At 66.5% G+C, this 14,153-nt stretch carries 25 protein-coding genes; all 25 read right to left on the bottom strand.

What is annotated here, in order from left to right:
• Positions 1-22: 22 nt before the first annotated feature.
• Positions 23-1,081: a DNA-directed RNA polymerase subunit alpha gene (locus BLQ91_RS01350; RefSeq protein ID WP_090094716.1), complete on the bottom strand. Its 1,059-nt coding sequence runs from the start codon at positions 1,079-1,081 to the stop codon at positions 23-25.
• A gap of 166 nt (positions 1,082-1,247) precedes the next feature.
• Entirely contained in the window at positions 1,248-1,853 is a 606-nt protein-coding gene (rpsD, locus tag BLQ91_RS01345; RefSeq protein ID WP_030472035.1) for a 30S ribosomal protein S4, read from the bottom strand.
• A gap of 23 nt (positions 1,854-1,876) precedes the next feature.
• Positions 1,877-2,284, bottom strand: a complete 408-nt coding sequence (rpsK, locus tag BLQ91_RS01340) for a 30S ribosomal protein S11 (protein ID WP_086669042.1) — start codon at positions 2,282-2,284, stop codon at positions 1,877-1,879.
• A 37-nt stretch (positions 2,285-2,321) separates the two neighbouring features.
• Complete coding sequence (gene rpsM / locus BLQ91_RS01335) at positions 2,322-2,702, bottom strand: 30S ribosomal protein S13 (protein WP_090094715.1); 381 nt, start codon at positions 2,700-2,702, stop codon at positions 2,322-2,324.
• Positions 2,703-2,922: 220 nt separating this feature from the next.
• On the bottom strand, positions 2,923-3,036 hold the full coding sequence (gene rpmJ, locus BLQ91_RS01330; protein WP_010148647.1) for a 50S ribosomal protein L36: 114 nt from the start codon (positions 3,034-3,036) through the stop codon (positions 2,923-2,925).
• A gap of 25 nt (positions 3,037-3,061) precedes the next feature.
• Positions 3,062-3,283 carry a translation initiation factor IF-1 gene (gene infA / locus BLQ91_RS01325; protein WP_005166804.1) on the bottom strand — a complete coding sequence of 74 codons (222 nt, stop codon included), beginning with the start codon at positions 3,281-3,283 and terminating at the stop codon, positions 3,062-3,064.
• A gap of 122 nt (positions 3,284-3,405) precedes the next feature.
• Complete coding sequence (locus BLQ91_RS01320; RefSeq protein WP_090094714.1) at positions 3,406-4,047, bottom strand: hypothetical protein; 642 nt, start codon at positions 4,045-4,047, stop codon at positions 3,406-3,408.
• A 142-nt stretch (positions 4,048-4,189) separates the two neighbouring features.
• The gene (gene map, locus BLQ91_RS01315) at positions 4,190-4,972 is read right to left on the bottom strand and encodes a type I methionyl aminopeptidase (protein WP_090094713.1); all 783 of its coding nucleotides are present in this window, start codon (positions 4,970-4,972) and stop codon (positions 4,190-4,192) included.
• Between the two features lie 53 nt (positions 4,973-5,025).
• Entirely contained in the window at positions 5,026-5,586 is a 561-nt protein-coding gene (locus tag BLQ91_RS01310) for an adenylate kinase (protein WP_090094712.1), read from the bottom strand.
• Positions 5,587-6,897, bottom strand: coding sequence for a preprotein translocase subunit SecY (gene secY / locus BLQ91_RS01305; protein WP_090095905.1), 1,311 nt, complete (start codon positions 6,895-6,897; stop codon positions 5,587-5,589).
• An 804-nt stretch (positions 6,898-7,701) separates the two neighbouring features.
• The gene (rplO, locus tag BLQ91_RS01300) at positions 7,702-8,145 is read right to left on the bottom strand and encodes a 50S ribosomal protein L15 (protein WP_090094711.1); all 444 of its coding nucleotides are present in this window, start codon (positions 8,143-8,145) and stop codon (positions 7,702-7,704) included.
• Positions 8,142-8,327, bottom strand: a complete 186-nt coding sequence (gene rpmD, locus BLQ91_RS01295) for a 50S ribosomal protein L30 (protein WP_090094710.1) — start codon at positions 8,325-8,327, stop codon at positions 8,142-8,144. Before rpmD ends, rplO begins: the two co-directional genes overlap by 4 nt.
• 2 nt (positions 8,328-8,329) lie before the next feature.
• Positions 8,330-8,938, bottom strand: coding sequence for a 30S ribosomal protein S5 (gene rpsE / locus BLQ91_RS01290; RefSeq protein ID WP_053733140.1), 609 nt, complete (start codon positions 8,936-8,938; stop codon positions 8,330-8,332).
• Positions 8,939-8,972: 34 nt separating this feature from the next.
• Complete coding sequence (gene rplR, locus BLQ91_RS01285) at positions 8,973-9,374, bottom strand: 50S ribosomal protein L18 (protein ID WP_090094709.1); 402 nt, start codon at positions 9,372-9,374, stop codon at positions 8,973-8,975.
• A gap of 1 nt (position 9,375) precedes the next feature.
• Positions 9,376-9,915: a 50S ribosomal protein L6 gene (gene rplF, locus BLQ91_RS01280; protein WP_090094708.1), complete on the bottom strand. Its 540-nt coding sequence runs from the start codon at positions 9,913-9,915 to the stop codon at positions 9,376-9,378.
• 12 nt (positions 9,916-9,927) lie between these two features.
• On the bottom strand, positions 9,928-10,326 hold the full coding sequence (gene rpsH / locus BLQ91_RS01275; protein WP_030473454.1) for a 30S ribosomal protein S8: 399 nt from the start codon (positions 10,324-10,326) through the stop codon (positions 9,928-9,930).
• Positions 10,327-10,447: 121 nt separating this feature from the next.
• Positions 10,448-10,633, bottom strand: coding sequence for a type Z 30S ribosomal protein S14 (locus tag BLQ91_RS01270; protein ID WP_030473455.1), 186 nt, complete (start codon positions 10,631-10,633; stop codon positions 10,448-10,450).
• A gap of 4 nt (positions 10,634-10,637) precedes the next feature.
• Positions 10,638-11,201 (bottom strand): 50S ribosomal protein L5, encoded by a 564-nt coding sequence (gene rplE / locus BLQ91_RS01265; RefSeq protein ID WP_090094707.1) that lies wholly within the window; start codon positions 11,199-11,201, stop codon positions 10,638-10,640.
• Between the two features lie 2 nt (positions 11,202-11,203).
• Complete coding sequence (gene rplX / locus BLQ91_RS01260) at positions 11,204-11,518, bottom strand: 50S ribosomal protein L24 (protein WP_090094706.1); 315 nt, start codon at positions 11,516-11,518, stop codon at positions 11,204-11,206.
• 2 nt (positions 11,519-11,520) lie between these two features.
• The gene (rplN, locus tag BLQ91_RS01255; protein WP_030478306.1) at positions 11,521-11,889 is read right to left on the bottom strand and encodes a 50S ribosomal protein L14; all 369 of its coding nucleotides are present in this window, start codon (positions 11,887-11,889) and stop codon (positions 11,521-11,523) included.
• Between the two features lie 70 nt (positions 11,890-11,959).
• Positions 11,960-12,241 carry a 30S ribosomal protein S17 gene (gene rpsQ / locus BLQ91_RS01250; protein WP_089949051.1) on the bottom strand — a complete coding sequence of 94 codons (282 nt, stop codon included), beginning with the start codon at positions 12,239-12,241 and terminating at the stop codon, positions 11,960-11,962.
• Positions 12,238-12,480, bottom strand: a complete 243-nt coding sequence (gene rpmC, locus BLQ91_RS01245) for a 50S ribosomal protein L29 (RefSeq protein ID WP_090094705.1) — start codon at positions 12,478-12,480, stop codon at positions 12,238-12,240. Before rpmC ends, rpsQ begins: the two co-directional genes overlap by 4 nt.
• Positions 12,480-12,899, bottom strand: a complete 420-nt coding sequence (gene rplP, locus BLQ91_RS01240; protein WP_030473461.1) for a 50S ribosomal protein L16 — start codon at positions 12,897-12,899, stop codon at positions 12,480-12,482. Before rplP ends, rpmC begins: the two co-directional genes overlap by 1 nt.
• Positions 12,900-12,902: 3 nt before the next feature.
• A complete protein-coding gene (gene rpsC / locus BLQ91_RS01235) occupies positions 12,903-13,736 on the bottom strand; it encodes a 30S ribosomal protein S3 (protein WP_090094704.1) in 834 nt (277 codons plus the stop codon).
• Positions 13,736-14,134, bottom strand: coding sequence for a 50S ribosomal protein L22 (gene rplV / locus BLQ91_RS01230; RefSeq protein WP_090094703.1), 399 nt, complete (start codon positions 14,132-14,134; stop codon positions 13,736-13,738). Before rplV ends, rpsC begins: the two co-directional genes overlap by 1 nt.
• Positions 14,135-14,153: the final 19 nt, after the last annotated feature.

Genomic DNA, 14,153 nt, shown 5'->3' with positions numbered 1-14,153 from the left:
CCTCTAGCTCTGAATCAGAGCGTCAGAGCTGCTCGGTCTCCGCGTAGTCCTGGCCGTCGTCGTGCGGGTCCAGGCCGGCACCGGCGCCCCAGCCCGTGTCACCGGGGTGGTAGTCGGCGGCGGCCGCGGACGGGTCGAACCCAGGAGGCGAGTCCTTCAGGGCGAGGCCGAGGCCGACGAGCTTCATCTTGACCTCGTCGATCGACTTCGCACCGAAGTTGCGGATGTCCAGCAGGTCCGCCTCGCTGCGCGACACGAGCTCGCCGACGGTGTGGATGCCTTCCCGCTTCAAGCAGTTGTAGGACCGGACCGTGAGGTCGAGGTCCTCGATCGGCATCGCGAACGCGGCAATGGTGTCGGCTTCGGCCGGCGACGGGCCGATCTCGATGCCCTCGGCGTCGATGTTCAGCTCGCGAGCGAGGCCGAACAGCTCCACCAGGGTCTTGCCCGCGGAAGCGACCGCGTCCCTCGGGGTGATCGAGGGCTTGGTCTCCACGTCGAGGATCAGCTTGTCGAAGTCCGTGCGCTGCTCGACACGAGTCGCCTCGACCTTGTACGTCACCTTGAGAACCGGCGAGTAGATCGAGTCGACGGGGATGCGGCCGATCTCGGCGCCCGCCTGCTTGTTCTGGACAGCCGGGACGTAGCCGCGACCGCGCTCGACGACGAGCTCGATCTCCAGCTTCCCCTTGCCGTTCAGGGTCGCGATGTGCAGGTCGGGGTTGTGCACGGTGACACCGGCCGGAGGCACGATGTCGCCCGCGGTCACCACACCGGGGCCCTGCTTGCGCAGGTACATGGTCACCGGCTCGTCCTCCTCGGACGAGACGACGAGCTCCTTGAGGTTCAGGATGACGTCGGTGACGTCCTCCTTCACCCCGGGAACCGTGGTGAACTCGTGCAGCACGCCGTCGATGCGGATGCTCGTGACAGCAGCACCGGGGATCGACGAGAGCAGCGTGCGGCGGATCGAGTTGCCGAGCGTGTAACCGAAGCCCGGCTCGAGCGGTTCGATGACGAACCGGGAGCGGGTCTCGGAGACCACTTCCTCGCCGAGCGAGGGGCGCTGGGAAATCAGCACTGGGTTCAACCTTTCTACAACGACGCCCGCTATTTGACGCCGTCAACAACAGCCAGTCGCGGAGACCGGCAAACGCACTCGGCACACCCTTCGCGCCGATGCGGGACCCGACCCGAGCCACCGTCCCCGGAGTGGTCGAACACCGTGGACAGTGGCCCGGAGAGGATCACTTCGAGTAGAGCTCGACGATGAGCTGCTCGGTGACAGGCGTGTCGATCTGCGCGCGCTCGGGCAGCTGGTGCACGAGGATGCGCAGGTTCGACGGGACGACCTGCAGCCAAGCGGGAATCGGGCGGTCACCGAAGGACGCGCGAGCAGCCTCGAAGGGCAGCGTCGGCATGGACTTCGGCTTCACGTCGATGATGTCGAACTTCGACACCTGGTAGCTCGGGATGTTCACCTTGTGGCCGTTGACCAGGAAGTGACCGTGGCTGACCAGCTGACGAGCCTGGCGACGCGTGCGGGCGAGGCCCGCGCGGTACACCACGTTGTCGAGGCGGGCCTCGAGGATCTGGAGCAGGTTCTCACCGGTCTTGCCCGGGCGACGAACCGCTTCCTTGTAGTAACGGACGAACTGCTTCTCGAGCACGCCGTAGGTGTACCGAGCCTTCTGCTTCTCCTGGAGCTGCAGCAGGTACTCGGACTCCTTCACCCGGCCGCGGCCGTGCTGGCCGGGCGGGTACGGACGGCGCTCGAACGCCTGGTCCCCACCAACGAGGTCGACCTTCAGGCGGCGCGAGATGCGCGTCGCGGGTCCCGTGTAACGAGCCATTAGTTCTTACTCCTCCCCGTGCCTCAGACCCGGCGCCGCTTGGGCGGGCGGCAGCCGTTGTGGGGCTGCGGGGTCACGTCCTGGATGGTGCCGACCTCGAGACCGGCGGCCTGCAGCGAACGGATCGCGGTCTCACGGCCGGAGCCGGGACCCTTCACGAACACGTCCACCTTGCGCATGCCGTGCTCGGCGGCCTTGCGGGCGGCGTTCTCGGCAGCCATCTGCGCCGCGAACGGCGTGGACTTGCGCGAGCCCTTGAAACCCACGTGGCCGGCGGACGCCCAGCTGATCACGTTGCCCATCGGGTCCGTGATGGACACGATGGTGTTGTTGAACGTGCTCTTGATGTGCGCCTGGCCGTGCGAGACGTTCTTCTTTTCCTTGCGCCGGATCTTCTTGACCCCGGCGCCCGTGCGGGACTTCGGTGGCAAAACGAGCTCCTAAGTTGAGGGCAGTAGACGCGAGGTCTTACTTCTTGCCGGCCTTCTTCTTGCCGGCCACGGTCTTCTTCGGACCCTTGCGGGTACGGGCGTTCGTCTTGGTGCGCTGTCCGCGAACGGGCAGGCCGCGACGGTGCCGAAGACCCGCGTAGCAACCGATCTCCATCTTGCGACGGATGTCGGCCGCGACCTCACGGCGAAGGTCACCCTCGACCTTGTAGTTCGTCTCGATGTGGTCCCGCAGCTTGGCGAGGTCGTCGTCCGTCAGATCCTTCACCCGGAGGTCCGGGGAGATCTCCGTGGCGGTGAGCAGCTCCTTGGAGCGCGTACGACCGATGCCGAAGATGTAGGTGAGCGCGATCTCCATCCGCTTCTCGCGGGGGAGGTCGACGCCAGCGAGTCGTGCCATGTGGCGGTTAACTCCTGTCGTTTACTTCCAGGTCTGCTCCTCGCCCGGTTCCGGTGACTGACTCGCTGTGTGTCGTGTCCGGCTGCTCTCACAGCCGGTGTCCCGGCCCCGGCCTGGAATCCGGGGGTGTCCGCACGCTTGAAGCCCTGCGTGCGGTAGGTGCGAGGAGTTACTCGTTACTGCGTCATCGAACGATCTCGACGAGCGCGAGTGGAACTGCTCAGCCCTGGCGCTGCTTGTGGCGCAGGTTCTCGCAGATCACCATGACCCGGCCGTGACGGCGGATCACCTTGCACTTGTCGCAGATCTTCTTGACGCTCGGCTGGACCTTCACGCCTGAAGTCTCCTGCTATTGGAGGTCACTTGTAGCGGTAGACGATGCGCCCGCGGGACAGGTCGTAGGGCGAGAGCTCCACGACAACCCGGTCCTCAGGGAGGATGCGGATGTAGTGCTGACGCATCTTGCCGCTGATGTGCGCGAGTACCTTGTGACCGTTCTCCAACTCGACGCGGAACATCGCGTTGGGAAGCGGTTCGACTACGCGGCCCTCGACCTCAATGGCCCCGTCCTTCTTGCCCATGTCCTCCGCGTTTCGTGACGGTGATAATAACGTTTGGACGCGCGCCAGCCGGGTTCGATCCCACCTGCGAGGGCATGACAGAACCGGCGCGACGGATGCGCCACCTGACCAGTGTACGCAGTTCACTCCGGCAACCCAAATCGGGCCCGGTCGCGACCGCCGTCGGGCACCGCTGCCCGCTCCAGGACGGGCCGGAGCTTCGCGATCTGGTTGATCTGCTCCTCGTGCCTGCCGAGCACCGAACGCAGCGTGCGCAGGCGTTGAGCCGCGATGCCGGCGCCGTACCAGGTCTCGTCGGAACACCTCTGAGCCGCGTTGTCGAGCGCGACGTCGCCCTGGGAGACCCCGTAGCTCTCCAGGCCGGGGTCACCCGGACCGCGCTGGGTGAACCCGGCCCGGTCGAGGCAGTGCAGCAGGGTCGCGGTCAGCGCCCGCGTCTCGGCGGCCTCGGGCCCGGACCGGAGCAGGACCTCCCACTCGCGGACCACGGTGTCGTGCAGCGCCGTGACACGGCTGACGGCGTCGGTGTACTCCCACGAGGCGCCGGCCCTGATCGCACCGCCGCACCCGCCGTCCACGGGTGGTGGCGCGCCGGTGAAAGTCGGTCGGCGGACGACGACGTCGGAGAACGGTGGAGAGCACTGCTCGACGGCCGCGATGGTGTCGGCGAGGAAGATCCGGTCGGCGACCCGTTCGGCCGGGACGTCCTGGTAGGTGAAGTCGGTGGCCGGCTTGGTGGCAGCACAGCCGGCAAGTGGGACCAATAGTGCGGACAGGACGAAACGGGTTACCCCCACAATGCCCCCAAGCATTGGACTCGTTCGTCACCTTCGACGGTATCGGTGGTGACAAACGAAATAGCCCCGCCCACCGCACGCGGTGAACGGGGCTACGTCCAAGCCTGGATCAGTCTTCCTCGGGGGCCGTGAGCACCCAGGGACCGTCCTCGGTGATCGCGACGCTGTGCTCCCAGTGCGCGGCACGCGTGCCGTCGAGCGTGACGACGGTCCAGCCGTCCTCCAGCTCCTGCGAGTCGTCCGTGCCGAGCGTCAGCATCGGCTCGATCGCGATCGCCATGCCGACCTTGAGCCTCGGCCCCTTGCCCGGCTTGCCGTAGTTCGGCAGGAACGGGTCCATGTGCATCTTGGAGCCGATGCCGTGGCCGCCGTAGTCGGCGACGATCCCGTACTCGATGCCGTCGCGGTCGCCCGACTCCAGGGCCGAGGACTCGATGGCGAACGAGATGTCCGTGAGCCTGCCACCGGGCACCGCGGCCTCGATGCCCGCGAGCATCGACAGCCTGGTCGCCTCGGACAGCTTGTGGTCCGCCGGGGAGAGCTCGCCGACGCCGACCGTGACGGCCGAGTCGCCGTGCCAGTCGTCGAGGATCGCACCGCAGTCGATGGAGATGAGGTCGCCTTCGGCCAGCACCTGGGTCTTGCTGGGGATGCCGTGGACGATCTGGTCGTTCACCGACGCGCAGATGCTCGCCGGGAAGCCGTGGTAGCCCTTGAACGACGGGATGGCGCCGGCGTCGCGGATGGTCTGCTCGGCGATCTCGTCGAGCTCCCACGTGGAGACGCCGGGCTTCACCGCCGCGACGACGTTCTTCAGGGCCCGAGCCACGACCAGGCCGGAGGCGCGCATGGCCTCCAGCTGGCCGGGGGTCTTGATCTCGATCTTGCTCATGCTGTCGCTGCCACCCGTGATGGCAGTGCGGAGCCGGTCAAGCAGTCCACCTGTCACTTCTCGTCGCGCAGTGAGTGCAGCGCGGCCAGCGCGCGCTCGCTGATCTCGTCGATCTCCCCGACGGCGTCGATGGAGACGACCTTGTCCGCGTAGTAGCTCAGTAGCGGCGCGGTCTCGTTGCGGTACACCTGCTGGCGGTGCCGGATGACGTCTTCCTTGTCGTCCGTGCGCCCGCGGGCGAGCAACCGCTCCACGACGACGTCCTCGTCGACCCGGAACTCCAGCACCGCGTCGAGCGTGTGGCCACCGACGGCGAGGAACTCACCGAGCTTGTTCGCCTGGGCGACGTTGCGCGGGAACCCGTCGAGCAGGAACCCGTCCGTCGCGTCGGCCTCGGCGAGGCGCTTGCGCACCATCTCGTTGGTGATGGAGTCCGGCACGAGAGCGCCCTCGTCGAGGATGCTCTGCACCTCCAGCCCGAGCTCGGTCTGGTTGCTGATGTGTGACCGGAAGAGGTCGCCCGTCGAGATGTGCGGCACTCCGAGCTTGCGGCTCAGAACTTCGGCCTGGGTGCCCTTGCCCGCGCCGGGCGGGCCAACGAGAACGAGTCGCATCTAGCGGAGGAACCCTTCGTAATTGCGCTGCATGAGCTGGCTCTCGATCTGCTTCACGGTGTCGAGACCGACACCGACCATGATCAGAACCGCGGTGCCGCCGAACGGGAAGTTCTGGTTCTGGCCGTCGCCGGTCAGGTCCAGGAACAGGTTCGGCAGGATCGCCACGATGCCGAGGTAGAGCGAACCGGGGAGCGTGATGCGACCCAGGACGAACTTGAGGTACTCGGCGGTCGGGCGGCCGGGACGGATGCCGGGGATGAAGCCACCGAACTTCTTCATCTCGTCGGCGCGCTCGTCCGGGTTGAACGTGATGCCGACGTAGAAGTACGTGAAGAAGACGATGAGCAGGAAGTACGTGGCGATGTGCACCCAGCTCGACTGCTTGACCAGGTAGGTCTGGACGAAGGTCGAGAACCAGTTGGGCTCGGTCGACGAGCCCTGGGTGAGGCGCACGATCAGGTCCGGCAGGTACAGCAGCGAGGAGGCGAAGATGACCGGGATGACGCCGGCCTGGTTCACCTTGAGGGGGAGGTACGTCGACGTGCCGCCGTACATGCGGCGGCCGATCATGCGCTTGGCGTACTGCACCGGGATGCGGCGCTGGGCCTGCTCGACGTAGATGACGCTCGCGATGATGATCAGAGCGGCCACGACCACGAGGGCGAAGGTGATGCCGCTCTTGTCGAGGATGTTCTTGCCCTCGGCCGGGATGCGGGCGGCGATACCGGTGAAGATCAGCAACGACATGCCGTTGCCGATGCCCTTCTCGGTGATCAGCTCACCCAGCCACATGATGACCGAGGTACCGGCGGTCATGGTGATGACCAGCACGATGAGGGTGAAGATGCTGTCCTTGTTGGGGATGACGTCCTGGTCGCACTCGCCGAACAGCTGACCGCGCACCGCCAGCGCCACCAGACCGGTCGACTGCAGGATCGCGAGGCCGATCGTCAGGTAGCGCGTGTACTGCGTCAGCTTGCCCTGACCGGCCTGCCCTTCCTTCTTCAGCTGCTCGAACCGCGGGATGACCACGGTGAGCAGCTGGATGATGATGCTCGCGGTGATGTAGGGCATGATCCCCAGCGCGAACACCGACAGGTTGAGCAGGGCACCACCGCTGAACAGGTTGATCAGCGAGTAGATGTTCTGGCCCTCGAGCTGTTCAGCACACGCCCGCACGTTCTTGAAGGACACGCCCGGCGCGGGCATGGTCGCACCAAGCCGGTACACAATGATGATCCCGAGCGTGAACAGGATCTTCTTGCGTAGATCCGGCGTCGCGAGAGCCGAGCGGAATGCGCCGAGCACGCGAACCTCCTGAGCGTTGCCGACCCCCAGGGACCGGCACATGCGGTAGTTGGCAGGCCGAAGCAGGCAGCCACGACCAAGCAACCCGGAGGACATCCGGGTTCAGCCCGCGACTCTAACAGTCCACCACGACCTCGCCGTACCCAGTGGCCAATCACAGGTTCCAACTCGTTGATCTCTCACCGCGACGCTAGCCCATCCGGGGTAGAAACTCCTCCACTTCCGTGCTACCAGCAGCCATTACGCCGCTCGCGAACGTTTGCGCCGCCTCCGTTGTTCCCGCAGAAATCCCCGTAGAGCGAACCCGCCCGCGCGTCGCCGGCCGAGGCGCGGGTGAGACCGCAGGCCTCGGCAAGGGCAGGGCGAGCAGCACGGGAAGCGGAGCGGGTGTCAGCCGCGAGGGACCAGCGGCACTCGCCAACGCGAGGCGGCCACGCACCCAGACCCGGCGCGAGCACTCAACCGAACAGCCGCAATCGCAGCCCGGCCACGCACGCAGCCTGGCGTGGCGATGCGGAGCGAGCCGTCTGTAACTATGCGCTTCGGGTAGCGGTCGGCGCCGACGAAGGCGGTTGAGGCTCTACCTCAAGGGGCGGGATGCTCCCTCTCAGGCACGGCCGGCGCTTTTCAGCCCGGCCTTTTCGGTCGACTCAGCATCCGCCGGAGGCTCGAGGTCAAGCCCCGATCGCCACCTGACGCTTCGTCCCGACCCGCGCCGAACAGGAACAGCTCAACCCCCGGCAACGCCGAAGGGCCCCGAGGCGAAAGCCTCGGGGCCCTTCGACAACGTCCCGGAAGGAAACGTCAGGACGCCACGGTGGAAGAACCACCAGCAGCGGCCAGCTTCTCCACAGCGGACTTGGAGAACTTGTCGGCGGTGACGTCCAGCTTGACGCTGACCTCACCGTTGCCCAGCACCTTGACGAGCGAGCCCTTGCGGACCAGCCCGGCCAGGACCAGCGCCGGAACGTCGACCGAACCGCCCTCGGGGAACGAGGCAGCGATGTCGGACACGTTCACGACCTGGTACTCGGTGCGGAACGGGTTGCGGAAGCCCTTGAGCTTCGGCAGCCGCATGTGCAGCGGCATCTGGCCACCCTCGAAGCGCGGCGAGACGTTCTTGCGAGCGCCCGTGCCCTTCGTGCCGCGGCCGGCGGTCTTGCCCTTGGAGCCCTCACCACGACCGACGCGGGTCTTGGCGGTCTTGGCTCCGGGGGCCGGACGCAGATCGTGAATCTTGATGGTCACGACTGGACCTCCTCGACAACCACCAGGTGGCGCACGGCGTTGATCAGGCCGAGAACCTGGGGGGTGTCCTCACGCACGACCGACTGGCGGATCTTGCGCAGCCCGAGGGTGCGCATCGACTCGCGGTGGTTGTGCTTGGTACCGATGGTGCTGCGGACCTGGGTGATCTTCAGCTGAGCCATGATCAGACCCCCTGGCCCGCGCGAGCGCGGATCATGCCGGCGGGAGCCACGTCCTCGAGGGGCAGGCCACGACGGGCCGCGACCTCTTCGGGACGCTGCAGACCCTTGAGGGCCGCCACGGTCGCGTGCACGATGTTGATCGCGTTGTCGGAGCCGAGCGACTTCGACAGCACGTCGTGCACGCCGGCGCACTCGAGGACGGCGCGGACAGCGCCACCCGCGATGACACCGGTACCGGCCGAGGCCGGACGCAGCAGGACCACACCAGCGGCCTTCTCACCCTGGATCGGGTGGGGGATGGTGCCGGCGATGCGGGGAACGCGGAAGAAGTTCTTCTTCGCTTCCTCGACACCCTTGGCGATGGCCGCGGGAACTTCCTTGGCCTTGCCGTAGCCGACGCCGACCATGCCGTCGCCGTCACCCACCACCACGAGGGCGGTGAAGCTGAACCGACGACCACCCTTGACCACCTTGGAGACGCGGTTGATCGCAACCACGCGCTCGAGGTGGGGGGTCTTCTCCTGGGCCGCGCCGCCGCGGCCGCCGTCACGACGGTCGCGGCGCTCTCCGCGCTCGCCCCCGCCGCCTTCGCGACGCGTACGTCCTGGCATCAGGCGTCCCTCTCAATTCCGGTAATGATCATTGTCAGAACTCCAGCCCCGCCTCGCGAGCGGCGTCAGCCAGAGCGGCGATGCGGCCGTGGTACGCGTTGCCGCCGCGGTCGAACACGACCGCCGTGACGCCGGCGTCCTTGGCACGGGCCGCGGCCAGCTGGCCGACCTTGGCCGCACGGGCCTTCTTGTCGCCCTCGAGGGCACGGACGTCGGCCTCCATGGAGGACGCGGACGCGATCGTGTGGCCCTTGAGGTCGTCGATGATCTGCACGGTGATGTGCTTCGACGAACGGTGCACGACCAGGCGCGGACGCTCGGCGGTACCGTTGACCTTCTTGCGGAGGCGGAAGTGGCGACGGGCCTTCGCAACACGACGCCTGGTGGAGATGTCCTTGCCCACCGGCTTGCGCTTCGTAACAGTCGACTCGCTCATGTCACTTACCCGTCTTTCCGACCTTGCGACGGATCTTCTCGCCCGAGTAACGGACGCCCTTGCCCTTGTACGGGTCGGGCTTGCGCAGCTTCCGGATGTTGGCGGCGACCTCACCGACCAGCTGCTTGTCGATACCCGAAACGGAGAAGCGGGTCGGGGTCTCGACCGCGAAGGTGATGCCCGCGGGGGCCTCCACCTTGACGGGGTGCGAGTAACCGAGCGCGAACTCGAGCTCAGAGCCCTTGAGCGCGACGCGGTAACCGACGCCGTGGATCTCCATCTTCTTTTCGTAACCCTGGGTCACGCCGACGACCATGTTGTGCACCAGCGTGCGCGACAGGCCGTGGAGCGCGCGGTTGCGGCGCTCGTCGTTCGGACGCTTCACCTCGAGCGTGCCGTCCTCAGCCTTCTCCAGGCTGATCGGCTCAGCGATCGTCAGCGTCAGGGTGCCCTTCGGGCCCTTGATGCTGACGTCCTGGCCGGCGATGTTCACGTCGACCCCGGAGGGGACAATGATCGGCTGCTTACCGATGCGCGACATGTCTACTCCCCCTTACCAAACGTAGGCGAGGACTTCTCCGCCCACGCCTGCCTTGTTGGCCTGGCGGTCGGTCATGAGACCGCCAGAGGTCGAAATGATCGCCACACCAAGACCGCCGAGAACTCGCGGCAGGCCGGTGGACTTCGCGTACACGCGCAGGCCGGGCTTCGACACGCGGCGGAGGCCGGCGATGCTGCGCTCACGGTTCGGGCCGTACTTCAGCTCGACGACGAGGTTCTTCGCGACCTCGCCCTCCTCGTCGCGGTACGAGGCGATGTAGCCCTCGCGCTTGAGGATCTCGGCGATGTTGGCCTTCAGCTTCGAGTGCGGCATCACGACCTTGTCGTGGTAAGCCGAGTTCGCGTTCCGCAGACGAGTGAGCATGTCTGCGATCGGGTCGGTCATCGTCATGGTGACCTGGTCAACCTTTCTCGCTGCGGTTCGCCGCTCAGGGTCCAGACCCGGCCTCCCCCGAGGAGGGAGGCGCGGGACGGTCGTGTGCGGGCCTACAGCGAAGTAGTGGAGCTTGGAATTACCAGCTGGACTTGCTCACGCCAGGCAGCTCACCGCGGTGAGCCATCTCGCGCAGGCAGATCCGGCAGAGGCCGAACTTGCGGAACACCGCGTGGGGGCGGCCGCAACGCTGGCACCGGGTGTAGCCCCGGACCTTGAACTTCGGCTTCTTCGCGGCCTTGTTGATCAACGCCTTCTTGGCCATCGACTCAGTTCTCCTTGAACGGGAAGCCCAGGTGCTTCAGCAGCGCCCGGCCCTCCTCGTCGTTCGTGGCGGTGGTGACGACGGTGATGTCCATGCCGCGGGGACGGTCGATCGAGTCGGGGTCGATCTCGTGGAACATCGACTGCTCGTTCAGACCGAACGTGTAGTTGCCGTTGCCGTCGAACTGCTTGCCCGAGAGACCGCGGAAGTCGCGGATGCGCGGGAGAGCGATCGTCAGCAGGCGGTCCAGGAACTCCCACATGCGGTCGCCGCGCAGCGTGACGCGCGCGCCGATCGGCATGCCCTCGCGCAGCTTGAACTGCGCGATGGACTTGCGGGCCCGACGGACCTCGGGGCGCTGGCCGGTGATGATCGAGAGGTCCTTGACGGCACCCTCGATCAGCTTGCCGTCACGGGCGGCGTCGCCGACACCCATGTTGACGACGACCTTCACGACGCCCGGGATCTGCATCACGTTGGCGTAGTTGAACTGCTTCTGCAGCTCGCCGGTGATCTCCGAGCGGTAGCGCGTCTTGAGCCGCGGGATGATCTTCTCTGCGGTAGTCATGATCAGATGTCCTTCCCGTTACGACGGGAAATGCGGACCCGCTTGCCCTCGTCGCTCGTACGGTAACCAACACGGGTCGGCTTGCCGTCCGAGTCGACCACCATCACGTTGGAGACGTTGATCGGGGCTTCCTGGGTCACGATGCCACCGGACTGCGCGCCACGCTGGGTCTGCGTGATCTTGGTGTGCTTCTTGATCCGGTTGACGCCCTCGACCAGGACCTTGCCGGTCTCCGGGTAGGCCTGGATGACCTTGCCCTTCGCGCCCTTGTCCTTGCCGGCGATGACGACGACCGTGTCGCCCTTCTTCACCTTCATGGTCAGAGCACCTCCGGAGCCAGCGAGATGATCTTCATGAACTTCTTGTCGCGCAGCTCACGACCGACCGGGCCGAAGATGCGGGTGCCGCGGGGCTCGTTGTCGTTCTTGATGAGCACGGCGGCGTTCTCGTCGAAGCGGATGTACGAGCCATCCGGACGACGGCGCTCCTTGACGGTGCGGACGATGACGGCCTTGACGACGTCACCCTTCTTCACGCCGGCACCGGGGATCGCGTCCTTGACGGTCGCGACGATGATGTCGCCGATGCCCGCGTAGCGGCGGCCCGAACCACCGAGAACACGGATGCAAAGGATTTCCTTCGCACCAGTGTTGTCGGCGACACGAAGCCGCGACTCCTGCTGAATCACTTACTTGCTCCTGACCATTCCTGGCCCGCCGGATTTCCGACCCGACGGGCTCGGTCTGTCTAGAAAGGACTTACTTGGCCTTCTCGAGGATCTCGACGAGCCGCCAGCGCTTGGTCGCCGACAGCGGTCGGGTCTCCATGAGCAGGACGCGGTCGCCGACGCCCGCCGCGTTCTCCTCGTCGTGCACCTTCACCTTGGTGGTGGAGCGCATGATCTTGGAGTAACGCGGGTGCTTCTTGCGGTCCTCGAGCGCCACGACGATCGTCTTGTCCATCTTGTCGGACACGACGAGGCCCTCGCGGACCTTGCGGTCGTTGCGCTTCTCGGTCTGGACTTCGTTGCTTTCGGTCATGCCGCACCCTCACCAGTGGAATCCGGCGAAGCGGAGAGTCCGAGCTCCCGCTCCCGCATCACGGTGTAGATCCGGGCGATGTCGTGCCGGACCGTGCGCAGCCGCCGGTTGTTGTCGAGCTGGCCCGTGGCCATCTGGAAGCGAAGGTTGAAGAGCTCTTCCTTCGACTCCTTCAGACGCAACACGAGCTCTTCCTCGGTGAGCTCACGCAGCTCGGAAGCGGTGGTACCCGCTGCCATCAGAACTCACCACCCTCACGCGTAACGATGCGGCACTTCATCGGGAGCTTGTGGATCGCGCGGCGGAGCGCCTCGCGAGCGACCTGCTCGTTCGGGAAGGCCATCTCGAAGAGGACGCGACCCGGCTTGACGTTGGCCACCCACCACTCCGGCGAACCCTTACCGGAACCCATGCGGGTCTCGGCCGGCTTCTTCGTCAGCGGACGGTCCGGGAAGATGTTGATCCAGACCTTGCCGCCACGACGGATGTGGCGCGTGATGGCGATACGAGCGGACTCGATCTGCCTGTTGGTGACGTACGCCGGCTCGAGAGCCTGGATGCCGTACTCGCCGAAGGTGACCTTCGTGCCGCCCTTGGCAGCACCCGACCGCTTGGGGTGGTGCTGCTTGCGGTGCTTGACCCTACGAGGGATGAGCATGACTCAGCTCTCCGTCTTCTCTGCAGCAGCCGGGGCCTCGGCCGACGCGGAAGCGTCAGCTGCGGCACGGCCGGCCTCGGTGCTCGTCGCGGTGGTGCCGCTGGCACCGGAGCGACGGGCCCGGTTCGGACGCTCGCCACGGTCGCGGCGCGGGGCGCGGTCGGCCTGCGAAGGCGCAGCCGCGTCGAGCGCGCGCTTGGCGGAGATGCCACCGACGATGTCGCCCTTGTAGATCCACACCTTCACGCCGATCCGGCCGAACGTGGTGCGGGCCTCGAAGAAGCCGTAGTCGATGTTGGCGCGGAGCGTGTGCAGCGGCACGCGGCCGTCGCGGTAGTGCTCCGAGCGGGACATCTCGGCGCCGCCGAGGCGACCGCCGCACTGCACGCGGATGCCCTTGACCTGCGGCGAACGCATGGCCGACTGGATGGCCTTGCGCATCGCGCGCCGGAAGGCGACGCGGTTGGACAGCTGCTCGGCGACACCCTGTGCCACGAGCTGCGCGTCCGACTCGGGGCTCTTGACCTCGAGGATGTTCAGCTGGACCTGCTTCTTGGTGAGCTTCTCGAGCTCACCGCGGATGCGGTCCGCCTCGGCACCGCGACGGCCGATGACGATGCCCGGCCGGGCGGTGTGGATGTCGACGCGCACCCGGTCACGGGTCCGCTCGATCTCCACCTTGGAGATGCCGGCACGCTCCATGCCCTTGCTGAGCAGGCGGCGGATCTTGACGTCCTCCGCCACGTACTCGGCGTACTGCTTGTCTGCGTACCAGCGGGACTTCCAGTCGGTGGTGATCCCCAGCCGGAAGCCGTGCGGGTTGATCTTCTGGCCCACTACCGCGTTCCCTTCGCGCTGGTCTTCTTGGGACGAGACTCCACCTCGATGGTGATGTGGCTCGTCCGCTTGCGGATCCGGTACGCGCGGCCCTGGGCACGCGGGCGGAAACGCTTGAGGGTCGGACCCTCGTCCACAAAGGCCGCCGACACCCAGAGGGTGGCGGGGTCCAGGGACAGGTTGTTCTCGGCGTTGGCCATGGCGCTGGCGAGCACCTTCGCGACCGGCTCAGAGGCGGCCTGGGGCGCGAACTGGAGCACGGCCAGGGCCTCGCTGGCGTTACGACCCTTGATGAGCTCGACGACGCGACGGACCTTCATGGGGGTGTCGCGGACGTAGCGAGCCCGAGCCACGGCGCGCGGAAACTCCTGCGCCTCAGCGTCCTTACGGGCGTTCATCGCTGCTTTTCCCTTGCTC

Origin of the sequence: Lentzea jiangxiensis, from assembly GCF_900104175.1 — a bacterium.
In the GTDB taxonomy this organism is placed as follows: domain Bacteria; phylum Actinomycetota; class Actinomycetes; order Mycobacteriales; family Pseudonocardiaceae; genus Lentzea; species Lentzea jiangxiensis.
Note: the sequence above shows the minus strand (reverse complement) of the source record. Positions and strands in the feature narration are given on the sequence as shown.